At 53.1% G+C, this 13,354-nt stretch carries 14 protein-coding genes; 9 read left to right on the top strand and 5 right to left on the bottom strand.

From position 1 onward, the window contains the following. The first annotated feature begins 153 nt into the window (after positions 1-153). Positions 154-1,767, top strand: a complete 1,614-nt coding sequence (locus EAH74_RS04965; RefSeq protein WP_140676619.1) for an inorganic phosphate transporter — start codon at positions 154-156, stop codon at positions 1,765-1,767. A 121-nt stretch (positions 1,768-1,888) separates the two neighbouring features. Here EAH74_RS04965 and EAH74_RS04970 read toward each other — a convergent pair whose 3' ends face one another. Continuing rightward, positions 1,889-2,785 carry a LysR family transcriptional regulator gene (locus tag EAH74_RS04970; RefSeq protein WP_140676622.1) on the bottom strand — a complete coding sequence of 299 codons (897 nt, stop codon included), beginning with the start codon at positions 2,783-2,785 and terminating at the stop codon, positions 1,889-1,891. A gap of 121 nt (positions 2,786-2,906) precedes the next feature. Between EAH74_RS04970 and EAH74_RS04975 the strand changes: the two genes are divergently transcribed. Further along, complete coding sequence (locus tag EAH74_RS04975; protein ID WP_140676625.1) at positions 2,907-3,665, top strand: SDR family NAD(P)-dependent oxidoreductase; 759 nt, start codon at positions 2,907-2,909, stop codon at positions 3,663-3,665. A gap of 109 nt (positions 3,666-3,774) precedes the next feature. On the opposite strand, the gene EAH74_RS04980 is transcribed toward EAH74_RS04975, so the two are convergent. Beyond that, complete coding sequence (locus tag EAH74_RS04980; protein WP_140676628.1) at positions 3,775-4,212, bottom strand: multidrug/biocide efflux PACE transporter; 438 nt, start codon at positions 4,210-4,212, stop codon at positions 3,775-3,777. Positions 4,213-4,302: 90 nt separating this feature from the next. Between EAH74_RS04980 and EAH74_RS04985 the strand changes: the two genes are divergently transcribed. Beyond that, positions 4,303-5,157, top strand: coding sequence for a LysR family transcriptional regulator (locus EAH74_RS04985; RefSeq protein ID WP_140676631.1), 855 nt, complete (start codon positions 4,303-4,305; stop codon positions 5,155-5,157). 106 nt (positions 5,158-5,263) lie between these two features. Here EAH74_RS04985 and EAH74_RS04990 read toward each other — a convergent pair whose 3' ends face one another. The 3 genes from EAH74_RS04990 to EAH74_RS05000 form a co-directional block, all read right to left on the bottom strand. Then, positions 5,264-6,499 carry an RNA polymerase sigma factor gene (locus EAH74_RS04990; RefSeq protein ID WP_140676634.1) on the bottom strand — a complete coding sequence of 412 codons (1,236 nt, stop codon included), beginning with the start codon at positions 6,497-6,499 and terminating at the stop codon, positions 5,264-5,266. Beyond that, the gene (locus EAH74_RS04995; protein WP_140676637.1) at positions 6,499-6,849 is read right to left on the bottom strand and encodes a YciI family protein; all 351 of its coding nucleotides are present in this window, start codon (positions 6,847-6,849) and stop codon (positions 6,499-6,501) included. The genes EAH74_RS04990 and EAH74_RS04995 overlap by 1 nt, the downstream gene beginning before the upstream one ends. An 80-nt stretch (positions 6,850-6,929) precedes the next feature. After that, entirely contained in the window at positions 6,930-7,355 is a 426-nt protein-coding gene (locus EAH74_RS05000) for a YybH family protein (protein ID WP_074879292.1), read from the bottom strand. A 140-nt stretch (positions 7,356-7,495) separates the two neighbouring features. Between EAH74_RS05000 and EAH74_RS05005 the strand changes: the two genes are divergently transcribed. The 6 genes from EAH74_RS05005 (at position 7,496) to EAH74_RS05030 (ending at position 13,332) form a co-directional block, all read left to right on the top strand. Further along, positions 7,496-7,981, top strand: coding sequence for a GNAT family N-acetyltransferase (locus EAH74_RS05005; protein ID WP_140676640.1), 486 nt, complete (start codon positions 7,496-7,498; stop codon positions 7,979-7,981). A 7-nt stretch (positions 7,982-7,988) separates the two neighbouring features. Further along, entirely contained in the window at positions 7,989-8,594 is a 606-nt protein-coding gene (locus EAH74_RS05010; protein WP_140676643.1) for a pyridoxamine 5'-phosphate oxidase family protein, read from the top strand. Between the two features lie 309 nt (positions 8,595-8,903). Beyond that, positions 8,904-9,962 carry a hypothetical protein gene (locus tag EAH74_RS05015; protein WP_140676646.1) on the top strand — a complete coding sequence of 353 codons (1,059 nt, stop codon included), beginning with the start codon at positions 8,904-8,906 and terminating at the stop codon, positions 9,960-9,962. Positions 9,963-10,055: 93 nt separating this feature from the next. After that, complete coding sequence (locus EAH74_RS05020; RefSeq protein WP_140676649.1) at positions 10,056-11,384, top strand: MATE family efflux transporter; 1,329 nt, start codon at positions 10,056-10,058, stop codon at positions 11,382-11,384. Positions 11,385-11,441: 57 nt separating this feature from the next. Further along, entirely contained in the window at positions 11,442-12,494 is a 1,053-nt protein-coding gene (locus EAH74_RS05025; RefSeq protein ID WP_140676652.1) for a hypothetical protein, read from the top strand. 1 nt (position 12,495) lies between these two features. After that, entirely contained in the window at positions 12,496-13,332 is an 837-nt protein-coding gene (locus EAH74_RS05030; protein WP_140676655.1) for an inositol monophosphatase family protein, read from the top strand. The last annotated feature ends 22 nt before the right edge of the window (positions 13,333-13,354 follow it).

Here is a 13,354-nt window from a genome sequence, read left to right on the forward strand (position 1 = left end):
CAGGGTTGCGCATTCCAAATGTAGGAGCTGTCGAGTGAAACGAGGCTGCGATCTTCTGACTCTAAAAACCCAAAACACTGACCCAACGCAGCCTCTCTGTAACATTCAGCAACGATCATGGGCGACACTCCTTCTCCCTCAGGATTGTCCGTCATGGCTACTCCTTCCTTCACCGCCGCCCACGCGCCCACCAGTAGCGCCAAACCGCACCTCGATAAAAAGCCCGGCTTGCTCACCATCGTGATTTTCTTCGCAGTGCTGGGGAGCGGGCTGTTGTTCACCGCCTACAGCCTGATGCACGACATGAATGAACTCGGCACCGTGGTGACCACCTGGACGCCGTTTCTACTGTTGGGCGTGGCGCTGCTGATTGCCCTCGGTTTTGAGTTCGTCAACGGTTTTCACGACACCGCCAACGCCGTGGCCACAGTGATTTACACCAACTCCTTGCCGCCGAATTTCGCGGTGGCCTGGTCCGGGTTCTTCAACTTCCTCGGGGTGCTGCTGTCCAGCGGCGCGGTGGCGTTCGGCATCATCGCCCTGCTGCCGGTGGAGCTGATTCTGCAAGTCGGTTCCTCCGCCGGTTTCGCGATGATTTTCGCCCTGTTGATCGCCGCGATCCTGTGGAACCTCGGCACCTGGTGGCTGGGCTTGCCGGCGTCTTCGTCGCACACCCTGATCGGCTCGATCATCGGTGTCGGCGTGGCCAATGCCCTGATGCACGGTCGTGACGGCACCAGCGGCGTGGACTGGGCGCAGGCAACCAAAGTCGGTTACGCGCTGTTGCTGTCGCCGCTGATCGGCTTCGCGTTCGCCGCGCTGTTACTGCTGGCCTTGCGGGCTTTCGTCAAGAATCGTGCGCTGTATAAAGCACCGAAGGGCAACACGCCGCCACCTTGGTGGATTCGCGGCATGTTGATCCTGACCTGCACCGGTGTGTCTTTCGCTCACGGTTCCAACGACGGCCAGAAAGGCATGGGCCTGATCATGCTGATTCTGGTCGGCACGCTGCCGATGGCTTACGCACTGAACCGCACCATGCCGGCGGACCAGGCGCTGCAGTTTGCCGCCGTGGCCGAAGTCACCCAACAAGCGCTGGTCAAAAGTTCGCCGCTGCCAGCGCCCGCCGATCCTCGCGCGGTGTTGTCCGAATACATGCGCAGCAAGGAAGCCTCACCCCAACTGATCCCCGCCCTCGCCGCCTTGACCGGCTATATCGGGAACGAAGTGAAGGGCTACGGCTCACTCTCGAAAGTCCCGGCCGAGGCCATGGGCAACGTGCGTAACGACATGTACCTGACCAGCGAAACCATTCGCCTGATGGACAAAAACAAGGTCGGCAACTTCGACGCCGACACCAGCGGCAAGCTGCAACTGTTCAAGCAGCAGATCGACAACGCCACACGGTTCATTCCCCTATGGGTGAAAATCGCGGTGGCCATCGCCTTGGGGCTGGGCACCATGGTCGGCTGGAAACGTATCGTGGTGACGGTCGGCGAGAAGATCGGCAAGACCCACCTGACGTATGCGCAAGGCGCCTCGGCGGAAACCGTCGCGATGCTGACCATCGGCGCGGCGGACATGTTCGGCCTGCCGGTGTCGACCACACACGTACTGTCATCGGGCGTGGCCGGGACCATGGTCGCCAACGGCGGCGGCTTGCAGATGAAGACCATCCGCAACCTGCTGATGGCCTGGGTGCTGACCTTGCCGGCGGCGATTTTGTTGTCGGGCAGTTTGTATTGGCTCTTCACCAAACTCTTCTGAAGCCGCGCAATACCCTGTGGGAGCGAGCTTGCTCGCGATGAGGCCATCACATTCAACATCGATGTTGACTGCCAGTCCGCTATCGCGAGCAAGCTCGCTCCCACAGGTTTTGTATTATTTTTCAAGTGGTGGACTGGATCACTTGCCCGAGCCAATCCATGAACGCTCTCACCCGCAACGGTAAATGCCGTTGCCGGGCGTAGAGCAGCGAAACCTCCATGGATGGCGCATTGAATTGCGGCAGCACCGCCACCAGCTCGCCGCTGCGCAGGTGGGGCTGCATGCCCATCAGCGGCGCCTGGATCAAACCAAAACCGCCTAGACACGCCGACTCGTAACAATCGGTGCTGTTGACCGTGACGCTGCCCGCCATTGGCAATCGATGCAGCTTGCCCTCTTGCTCGTACAAAAAACCCTCCGACCGCGAACCCAATACGCCGACGTAATGGACCAGTCGATGCTGCGTCAGGTCTTCGAGCCGTTCAGGCACGCCATAACGCTGCAGATACTCGGGGCTGGCGCAGTTGACCATGGTGAAATCGCACAAGTGACGCGCGACCACCGATTGATCCGGCTGCGCGCCGACTCGCACCACGCAATCAAACCCTTCGCTGAGCACATCGACCCGGCGGTCGGTGCTGCTGATTTCCAGCTCGAGATTGGGGTGCTGAGCCATGAACTCGGGCAGACGCGGCATCACCACCCGACGGGCCAGAATGTTCGGCATGTCGATGCGAATCCGCCCAACGAGCGACGCTTCGTCCTGGCGGAACAACCCTTCGATTTCGTCCATGTGCGACAGCAAATCCTTGCTGCGCTCGTACAACACCAGGCCATCCTGAGTCGCCTGAACCTTACGCGTGGTGCGTTGCAGTAACCGCGTGCCTACCAGCATTTCGAGGGCCTGGACGTGCTCGGACACGGTGGACCTGGGCAAACCCAGGCTTTCACCGGCGAGGGTAAAACTCGACATCTCGGTGACGCGAACGAAAGTGCGCAACAGTTCCAGCTTGTTCATGGGCCGACCTTTATTGTTCGGATCAACCGACCAGTGATTCCGATTTCAGCCTGTTTATCACTTCAGGACGGATAAATAAACTTCCTCCACATCATCACCCACTGCTCCTTGAGGAAGCCCCATGAACCGTAAAATCGCACTGATCACCGGCGCCAGCCGCGGCCTTGGCAAAAACGCAGCCCTGCATTTGGCAGCCCAAGGCATCGACATCATCGGCACCTACAACAGCCGCGCCGAAGAGGCACAAGCACTGGTCACAGAAATCGAAACCCTCGGCGCTCGTGCAGTCATGCTGCAACTGGACGTTGGTCAGAGTGAAGGCTTCGCAGATTTCGCCACGCAGGTCGCCAATGTGTTGCGCAGCCGTTTTGATCGCGAGCACTTCGACTTTTTGCTCAACAACGCCGGCATCGGCCTGAATGCGACTTTCGTTGACACCACCGTCGCCCAGTTCGATTTACTGATGAACATCCATCTGAAGGGGCCGTTCTTCCTCACCCAGAACCTGCTTCCGCTGATGGCTGACGGTGGCCGTATCCTCAACGTTTCCAGCGGTCTGACCCGCTTCTGCTTGCCGGGTTACGGCGCCTACGCGGCGATGAAAGGCGCGATGGAAGTGCTGACGCGTTATCAGGCCAAGGAACTCGGTGCGCGCGGCATTTCCGTGAATACCCTGGCACCCGGGGCGATCGAAACCGATTTCGGCGGCGGCACGGTGCGTGATAACAGCGACGTGAACAGCTATGTCGCCGGCAATACCGCGTTGGGGCGCGTTGGTCATCCGGACGATATCGGCGCCGCGATTGCGCTGCTGCTGGCACCGGGCAGCCAGTGGATTAACGGGCAGCGCGTGGAAGCGTCGGGCGGGATGTTTTTGTAAACGCCATCAAGATCAAAAGATCGCAGCCTCGTTTCACTCGACAGCTCCTACATTGGAATGCGATCCCTGTAGGAGCTGTCGAGTGAAACGAGGCTGCGATCTTTTGCTTTTATCCCGAGACAGCCTGGCGCATCACCACCCGCTCACGCACCACGTCATAGACCCAGTGGTAGACGTAGGTGTATGGCAGGAAAAACAGCAGCACACCGATGTCCAGCAGGAACGCTTGCCACAGGCTGACCTTCAGCCACCAGGCAATCAACGGCACACCCACCGCGACCAGACCGCCTTCGAACAACAGCGCATGGACAACACGTACCCACGCGTTGTGCACGATGTCGTAGTGTTTGAGCGCACGGTCGAACAACCCGTTGAAGACCACGTTCCAGGCCAGGGCAAGTGCCGCGATAGCCATGGTCACGACGCCCATTTCGACCATCGGTTTGTCCATGATCCACGCCAGCAGCGGCGTACAGATCAGGATGGCCAACAATTCGAAACCAATGGCCTGGAAAATACGTTCAGTAATGGATTTGTTGGCGCTCATGGCCAGACTCCTCTGAGTGACTGTGGTTGCCATGATCCTTCTTCACTCCGATACTTCATAACCAATAACCATCGATCAAGGCGATAGTTCATGGCCTCCCAAGAAGTGTTGCAGGCCTTCGTTCAGGCAGCGACTCAAGGCTCGTTTTCCGCCGCGGCGCGCAAATTGGGCCGCAGTCAGTCGACCATCAGCGCCGCCGTGGCCAGCCTTGAAATCGACTTGAACCTGACGCTGTTCGACCGCAGCAGCCGCAAACCGAGCCTGACCCCGGCCGGGCACGTGATGCTGCAACGGGCCGAGGACATTCTGGCCGCCAGCAGCCGACTGGAAATGGCCGCCAGCCAACTGTCCCAAGGGGTCGAGCCGAAGCTGACCGTGGCGATTTCCGACACGTATCAGTCCGACCGATTCGAAGCGGCGCTCAGCGCCTTCGAGCAGCGTTATCCGGACCTGGAACTTGAATGCCTGATCGCCGAGTGCGATGACTTGGTGGCGTTGGTGCAACGGGGTCGGGCGCATGTGGCCTTCGCCGAAAAACAGGACAGCTACCCGCCGGACCTGGTCAGTTCGACCATGGAAGAACGGGCCGAAATTGCCCTGTTCGTGTCCCGCGAACATCCGTTGGCGGCGCTGAGCCACATCAATCAGGACGTGTTGCAACAACACCGGGAGCTGCGTCTGGCGACGATCGTCAATCCGTATGAAAGCCGGGCAAAGGGGCGCGTCTGGTCGGCGCCGAGTTACCTGATGCTGCTGGAAATGGCTCAGGGCGGATTCGGCTGGGCACCGTTGCCCCGGTGGCTGGTGGAGCGGTTTGGGCCTGGGACGTTGCAGGAACTGGACGTGCGCGGCTGGCCAAAACCGGTGTTCGTCGATGCACTGTGGTCGCGGCTGCATCCGCCAGGTCCGGCGGGGAGTTGGTTGCTCGGTAAGATGCTGGAATAGCGGCGCTGCCATCGTCGGAACGCCGCCCGGAGCAAGCTCGCTCCCACAGGGTTTGCGCTAAACCTGTGGGAGCGAGCTTGCTCGCGATGGGGCCGGCGAATTCACCTTATTGTAAAGCCATGATCCGGGCCTCGATAAACCTCCGTTCCGGCACTTGCTGCGTCAACTCAAGCGCCCGTTCATAAGCCGCCCGCGCCTCATCAACCCTTCCCAACTGCCGACAAAATTCCCCCCGCGCCGCGTGCGCCAAGTGGTAATCCAGCAAATCCCCCCGACCCAGAATCCCGTCTACCAACGCCAAGCCCGCCAACGGCCCATCCCGTTTGGAGATCGCCGCCGCACGGTTCAATTCGATCACTGGCGAAGGCGCCGCCCGCAACAGCACGTCATACAGACCCACAATCTCCAGCCAGTCCGTTTCCGCCGCCGTGGGCGCTTCGGCATGCGACGCCGCAATCGCCGCTTGCAGGCAATAAGGCCCGAAGCGCCGAGTCGTCAGCGCCCGCTCTACCAACGCGCAACCTTCTTCGATCATCGAAGCGTCCCACAACGAACGGTCCTGCTCATCCAGCACGACCAACTCTCCGCTCGCCGATGTCCTGGCCGGGCGACGGGACTCGTGCAGCAGCATCAGCGCCAGCAGCCCCATCACCTCGGGTTCGGGCAGTAGTTCCATCAGCAAACGACCGAGCCGAATCGCCTCGCGGGTCAAATCATCACGGGTCAGTTCCGCGCCCATGGACGCGGAATAGCCTTCGTTGAACACCAGGTAAATCACCCGCAGCACGCTGTCCAGGCGCTCGGGCAATTCCGCCAGGGTCGGCACTTGATAAGGAATTTTCGCGTCACGGATTTTGGCCTTGGCGCGCACGATGCGCTGGGCGATGGTCGCTGGCGCCGACAGAAAGGCTCGGGCGATTTCTTCCGTGGTCAGGTCGCAGACTTCGCGCAGCGTCAACGGCACCTGGGCGTCCGCCGCGAGTGCCGGGTGACAACAGGTGAAGATCAGGCGCAGGCGATCGTCTTCCACGTCTTCGTCACTCCAGTCGGCCTGCTCCAGCGCCTCCAGTTGAGCGATCAACATCGGTTGCGACGCGATGAAGCGTGCGCGCCGACGCAACACATCAATGGCCTTGAAACGCCCGGTGGACACGAGCCAGGTACGCGGATTGTCCGGTACACCGTCACGCTGCCAGCGCTCGACCGCGACGAAAAACGCCTCGTGCAAGGCTTCTTCGGCGAGGTCGAAATCGCCGAGCAAACGGATCAGGGTCGCCAGGATCCGCCGTGAGTCTTCGCGGTAAACCTGCTCGACCCGCGCCCGTACCGACTCGGCCGACATCAGGCGCGGGTATTCAACTGACGAACGGGACGCACCTCGACACAACCGACCCGGGCCGCCGGGATGTTGCCGGCAACCTGGATGGCTTCATTGAGGTCCTTGGCATCGATCAGGTAGAAGCCGGCCAATTGCTCCTTGGTTTCGGCGAACGGGCCGTCAGTGATAGACATTTTCCCGTTGCGCATCCGCACCGTGGTCGCGGTCTGCACCGACTCCAGCGCCTCGGCGGCGACCATTCGGCCGCTGCCCTGGATCGCCTCGGCGTAAGCCATGCATTCAGCGTCATTCGGGCTTTCGGGCAGCGAGTGCAACTCGTGCTCGTTGCTGTAGACCAGGCATAAATACTTCATGGGGCTCTCCTGAATCGAACGGATCAACTATGGCTGCTGATTGACGCTTTCGCGACATTCCCGACGAATCGGCCTGACGCTCAGGGTTCCAGGTTGAACAGCGCCGTGCCGCTCATCATGTCGAACGGGGCCGACCAGTGTTCGTGGACGATGCGCCATTGCCCATCGTCGCGCCGATAGCAGGCAGTCACGCGCATCCAGCAGGCCTGGGTTTCGCCCTTCTCGTTGGTGCCGCCGCAATGGGCCAGCCAATGGGCGAAGGCGATATGCTCGTCCGCCACGATATTCATATGGTCGAAATCAAACTTGTGCGCGCCCTGGCACATTTCCATGCATTCCTGCCAATGCGCGCGGTAGGCGGCCTTGCCCCGAAACTGCAGGGCCTTGACCGCGTCGTAGGAGACGATGTCCTCGGCATACAGGGGCATGAGTTTCTCGACATCCTTGGCGATGACCGCCTGACGATAGGTGTCGATCAGGGTCTGGATTTCGTGGGTAGCGTTCATGGTGGTTCTCCGTGGTTTTTGTTGTGAAGACACCCTTAGTCGTCTGGCGAAAAGCCAAATCGACAGCCCAAATAAAAATAATCCATGGACGCAAACTCGTTAGAATCCGAAACACATTTTGTTGGAAAAAGGACACTCCAGTGACAGCCCGACTCGTGCCTTACGACAGCCTGAACGCGCTCCAGCGCCAGCAGGTCGAGGCCATTGAAGTTCACAAAGAGCAGATCAGGTTCTCCGGCGACATTCACGGTGCGTTGCACACCTTGCTGTCCAAACCCGGCCCCGGCGTCAAAGGATTTGCGCTACTGGTCGAGGATGTTCCCGTGGCCTTTCTGCTGCTCAAACGCCCGCCCGTATTGCCAACGTGGGCCGATGAACACAGCGCCACCCTTCACGCACTGCAAGTCGATCATCGGGCTCAGGGCAAAGGCTATGGCAAGGCCTGCCTGCAAGCCCTGCCCTACGTGGCGCGTCAGGCGTTTCCGGAAATAAAGGGGCTGGAGTTGTCGGTGGATGCGGATAACGCATCGGCCATTGCGCTTTACGCAAAATTCGGCTGGGTCGACAGCGGCGAAGCCTACAGGGGCCGGATCGGTTACGAACGGCGCATGGGTCTGATTTTCTGAGGTAGTTATGCTCGACAGCATCGAAGAACTGGAAGCCCTCTATGGCCAACCCCACGACCGCGCCGTGCGCAAGCAGATCCCCTTTCTGAACGACGATTATCAGGCGATGGTCCGCGCCTCGCCGCTGGTGATCGTCAGCTCGGTGGGACCTGACGGGATGGACGGTTCGCCGCGGGGCGACACGCCGGGTTTCGTGCGGATCATTGATGAACGCTCCCTGGCGATCCCCGATCGGCCAGGCAACAACCGCATCGACACCCTGCGCAACGTCGTGCTCGATTCGCGGGTGTCGCTGCTGTTCATCATTCCCGGGATTGGCGAAACGTTGCGGGTTAACGGCACGGCACAGATCAGCGCCGAACCTGGGTTGCTGGAGAGCTTTGCGGTGAATGGCAAACCGGCGCGCACGGTGATGCTGGTGACGGTGGAAGCGGCGTATTTCCACTGCTCCAAGGCCATCGTTCGTTCGGATTTATGGAACCCTGAGAAACATCTGGAGCGCTCGGCGCTGCCGACGGCGGGTGCGTTTCACAAGCGGTTGAACGATGGGCAGTTCGATGCCGAGACATATGACCGCGAAGCTCCGGTGAGAGTGCGGGATAGCCTTTACTGACACGATCCTCCGCTTTGCTCCTACAGAGTCCCAGGCGGCGACCTGTAGGAGTAATCTCTCAAAGAAAAAAGAAACTTCACTCAAAGATTAAACAGTTGGACTTCAATGTTTGTAAGGCGCTTCTGATTTTATATATAAATATTGACGAACAGCCTATATCGACACTAGGGTTTTAGCACATGAACGCTATTACTTCTGCGCTGGGGAACTCTAGGTAAAATACTCACCCCTCTTTTTTTTCAGAGCATTGTTGTTCAGGTTCAAGTGCCTCAGTTTATATTCTCGCCATTACCCTGGGAGCAACATGAAATGACCGCCCTCGTAAAAACCTCGCAGTCAAAAATCTCGAACAATGAAATCTCCATACTAGATGGAAAAATCTTAATTCCGAAAGATTACCTACGCGAAAGAGCTTTTTTAGAAAGCACGAGCATTCTTATTGTTTCAGGATCTTTAATCGAAGGGATTGGAACCATTCATTCCGACATCGACTGTATCATTCTTTGCGAGCAACGACCTAAAGCTAACAACATCGAAAACTGTGAACACGCATTGGTTACAGATATAAACTACCACTACATCACTGAAGATGAGGAGGTTCATAATACAACAGATTTTTACGGTAACACCAGCATCCATATTGATGCAGACTATATAACATTTTCCGAACTGGAAGAAATTTTTGCGAAAATTGAAAAAGCATTTGATGAAATCACCTATGATCAGCGCTTTCTCTATAGCCCAGTATTATCGAACACAGAGAACAATGTCATTCATAGATCATTAATTGGGCATGCGTTGGAAAACGAGGAAAAATTCAGTCAATTGAAATCCAGGATTCCTTTGGAGAAACATATTTATGTAGCTCACCGTGAGAAACTGCCTGTATTTTATGCATTTCAGGATATTCAAGGTTGCTGGCAATCGGGAAACCTCTGGATGGGTTGTGAGATCGCACGGGACATGATGCTAAAGACGACCATGAGCTTTACTTATTTAACAGGCACAACAAACAAACACTATAAGTGGGTTTACTCAAACATGTTCCGAGTTAGTGGGTTTGATGATATCAAAAATAGTTTCTTTGCGTTGGCCAGAAAGGGGGCGACCACAGAAGCTGAATGTCGCTCATACATTCAAGAAACACTGAAATATTTAGACCTGGTATTTTTGGCAATTGAGAAGTTGTTAAAAAAATCAGATCTCTATCCATCTACGCTAAAATCTCTTTCCGCTTTGGACAATGAATTCAACAAACGAAAACAAACCAAACATAGAATATCTATGTGCGAGTATTACTTCAGAAAAAAATATTTTGCTGCGAAAGGAACTCCCTCTCTAATCAGCCTACTCAAAGAATGGGATTGAGAACAGCACATAGCACATCAAGTCCTTGTTAGCGTGACGGATACAAAAACCTTCCAGCTCATAATTATATTTTATATAAACACGAGATCACGCATGGAAGTTACCCGGCTAGCCATTCCGCTAATACTCTCCAGACTTGGCGAGATGACCGTATCATTATTTTATTTCTCATTTATTGGGCACTTTATAATTAGCTCTCTCAGCCATGCCTCATTCGCATGGGCATTAACTTCCTTTCTAACAGTCGTTGGCATTGGCTTTTTTTCAACATCGTTGATGAAGGTAGCTGGATCCACTGACCTAAATGCGGAAAGCGTTGAACTTGATTTAGTTATTTCCTTCAGGCTTGCATTTCTTTATGGAGCAATTATTGTTTCCGCTATATTTGTATATAGCATTAGCGAATCAAGATCGCTTACGGATAACGGTAATTTAGAAGGATTGAAATTACTATTGATACTCTCACTCTCCATTCCTGCCTTGTACTTGCAGATAACTATCTTCAATTTTTTTAACGCCATAAAAATAGCCAAATACGAGTTAATATATACATGGCTATTCAACGCCACGCTTGCCTCAGCTTGCGCAATTTTGATTGCAACGAACACGAACACAAACGCTATTCATTTCATATCCACATATGTGGGCCTACGGTGTTTTTTTGTTGTGCTTGCATTCTGTTTTTTTGATCGAAAAATCCACAAACACATCTTAAAATTTCGGCACTCACAAAGTATCCCAACGAAAGCATATGTTAATTACTTTATTAGCAGTCTCCCCATGGCACTTTGCTTTGGTGGTGAAAGCCTGTTATTTCTTATGCTCTCTTTTATTTCAAAGAGTTTAGGCGATGCTAGCCTATCAGCGTACCAGGCATCGCTCCATTTTTTAAGTGTCGTATACATGATTTCAATCGGAGTGGGAAATGCTACAGGAATAGTGGCCGCAAGACATTTTAAACTAAAGAAATTTTACTCATTGAGTACAACCTATATACAAGGCATAAAGCTCGGAGCTTTCATATTGACTCCGTTTTTACTGGCTTGCTTTTTCTTTAATGAATACATATCTATAATTTATACGTCCGACGTACCAACAAGAAAATTAATTGAGGGAAATCTTCTGATCTCGATCCCTTTTTTAGTATTTGAATATATTTATGTTGTGACCCGAATGACATTAAGAAGCATGGGCGACTTCTGGATCCCCACATTATTCACCATATCGTTACTCAACATTCTCGGAATGATACTTTCCGTCGGACTTCTATCCTTTTACAACTATAGCGTTCACTCAATATTCGTAGCTCTAGTGCTCTGTTCGTTTTTTCTGATGTCGTTTTTACTTTGGCGTTTAGGCAGTCTTTTAAGACAACTCAACCACCAATTAGTAGAGCGTCAACTTCCATACGACAGAGCATAAACTCCGACACTTACGACTGATTTTATTAATCTTACGCACTATCGTGAGGATTTAACTATGAATCACGCACCTTACCCACAACATTCGCCACTCCAGCTTACTAGTCTTATAACCATTATTAGCGAGCATCATGGTTGGCGAACGTTGAGTGGCATACAAACAAGCGACTATTACGCCTACCGCAACGCCATACTCAATGGATGCCATCTTCAAAAGGCTTCTTTCGATCTTCGACACCCTGAAGAAATGGTTTGTGATCTGAGCAACCTTGAGCCAATTTACAACGGAATGTCCGATGATGACATTGTACGAATATGGGATTACTTGAATTTAAGTACAAGTAGAGTTGAGTTCGATGAGGTGCGTAGAATTAAAGGAGATGGACTATCACCAGAAATAGCTATTTCTGGCCCGTCAAAATCACACCTTATTAAATTAAAGAATTCGCTTATTAGTGAAGCATTTGCGCATTATCATCGCGACGTGCATCCCATTGCCATGAAAGATCCAGTTCGAGGCATAACCAAGAACAGGTTACTTATAAACACAAACAACGAGACCATGGCGTTCCACAACAGGTTCTGCGCCTTCTATAGCAAATATATATCTCACGAACATTGGGACAGCAGTTTCGCCTTAAACACGAGATATATTTACGAGGACCACTCAGTTTGGCGACAGATAGAAAAAATATCAAAAAACAAGTTATTTTTATTGTCGGCAGGTTTGCCAATTGCACTAGGCTATTTAGCGGCAACCGGAGATCAAAATATTTTCTTTTCAGAAGTTCATCGGCAAAACGACTCTAGTCTACTGGGCAGAGATTTTGCTTTTCAAGATGTTTTCCCTTCCCCCCTACCATCGAACGAGCCTTGGTTAATTGTAGATAAAGCCTATACCGGAGGAAGTCTTAGACAAGCAGCAAATATGATCAGGAAAAGGTTTGGATATGATATCGATGTTAAAACAGTAGCACTATTCCCAAAATCACTTAGTGCTTTCATGAGCGCAGATTATGCTGTTTATGCTGGAAAGCTATTTGAAGTCAGGTCTTATGCCCCTCGATTAGATCGAGACCAATGGCATATACAATTAATAATGGAACAATAAAATGAGACCATTATTTAAACGGGAACACATTCCTGAGTTAGAAGAATGCCTCTACGAGGCCAGAAAACAATTACGCCGTTATTGGGCAGGAACCCTGGCCGGCCTACCAAACTTCGACGCGGGAAACAAATACTGGAATAACTCCCAGACTCAATATGACTTAGATTGTCAGGACATATTATATAACTGCCTTTCTAATATCAGCATGCGAATCACGATCTATTCCGAAGAGAATGCTTCAACAGTCACATTTGGTGACCGTGGTGACTTCTATCTACTTATAGACCCTCTAGATGGTACACACAACGCAGCATTAGGGTTTCCTGCTTATACATCTAGCGTGGCACTTTACCACGAAGGTGCCTATGTGTTTGGCTGGATCTATGATATTTCAAGAGACTTAGTCTATACCGCCGCATTAAGTGAGGGAGCTTACCTTCAGTCGCCCGTTATTGTGAAACGACTTCAGACCCGTAAAGTTCAGCGAATAGAAGACATGCACATCTCTTTTCATCGCCCTAAAGATAAAAGAGAAAGAGCCATAATCGAAAATATCATATGGTCCGCATGTAAAATCCGCGTCTACTCTTGCTCATCATTGGAAATTTGCCTTATCGCTGCCGGGGCTCTTGATGCCTTTATTGATATAGATACACCGGGACATGAACGCAGCTGCGATATTGCCGCAGCAGAGTTGATTCTAAGGGAAGCGGGTGGATCATTATTTGATAAGACAGGACATCCTAGATTCTCCCTGCCTCCATCGGCCGCTTCCCTTTTAGACAATGGAACGTTGATTGCCTTGTCTTCCGAAGAGCTGATACGACTTATCTTGTAGTGCCTGGCCAATTTACTGGAGA

The sequence above is a fragment of the Pseudomonas mandelii genome (genome assembly GCF_006438925.1).
Classification (GTDB): domain Bacteria; phylum Pseudomonadota; class Gammaproteobacteria; order Pseudomonadales; family Pseudomonadaceae; genus Aquipseudomonas; species Aquipseudomonas mandelii_C.

Excerpts from the sequence above, each read along its gene's own strand:
- EAH74_RS04965 (WP_140676619.1), top strand. The coding sequence starts at position 154 with ATGGCTACTCCTTCCTTCACCGCCGCCCACGCGCCCACCAGTAGCGCC.
- EAH74_RS04970 (WP_140676622.1), bottom strand. The coding sequence starts at position 2,785 with ATGAACAAGCTGGAACTGTTGCGCACTTTCGTTCGCGTCACCGAGATG.
- EAH74_RS04975 (WP_140676625.1), top strand. The coding sequence starts at position 2,907 with ATGAACCGTAAAATCGCACTGATCACCGGCGCCAGCCGCGGCCTTGGC.
- EAH74_RS04980 (WP_140676628.1), bottom strand. The coding sequence starts at position 4,212 with ATGAGCGCCAACAAATCCATTACTGAACGTATTTTCCAGGCCATTGGT.
- EAH74_RS04985 (WP_140676631.1), top strand. The coding sequence starts at position 4,303 with ATGGCCTCCCAAGAAGTGTTGCAGGCCTTCGTTCAGGCAGCGACTCAA.
- EAH74_RS04990 (WP_140676634.1), bottom strand. The coding sequence starts at position 6,499 with ATGTCGGCCGAGTCGGTACGGGCGCGGGTCGAGCAGGTTTACCGCGAA.
- EAH74_RS04995 (WP_140676637.1), bottom strand. The coding sequence starts at position 6,849 with ATGAAGTATTTATGCCTGGTCTACAGCAACGAGCACGAGTTGCACTCG.
- EAH74_RS05000 (WP_074879292.1), bottom strand. The coding sequence starts at position 7,355 with ATGAACGCTACCCACGAAATCCAGACCCTGATCGACACCTATCGTCAG.
- EAH74_RS05010 (WP_140676643.1), top strand. The coding sequence starts at position 7,989 with ATGCTCGACAGCATCGAAGAACTGGAAGCCCTCTATGGCCAACCCCAC.
- EAH74_RS05015 (WP_140676646.1), top strand. The coding sequence starts at position 8,904 with ATGACCGCCCTCGTAAAAACCTCGCAGTCAAAAATCTCGAACAATGAA.
- EAH74_RS05020 (WP_140676649.1), top strand. The coding sequence starts at position 10,056 with ATGGAAGTTACCCGGCTAGCCATTCCGCTAATACTCTCCAGACTTGGC.
- EAH74_RS05025 (WP_140676652.1), top strand. The coding sequence starts at position 11,442 with ATGAATCACGCACCTTACCCACAACATTCGCCACTCCAGCTTACTAGT.
- EAH74_RS05030 (WP_140676655.1), top strand. The coding sequence starts at position 12,496 with ATGAGACCATTATTTAAACGGGAACACATTCCTGAGTTAGAAGAATGC.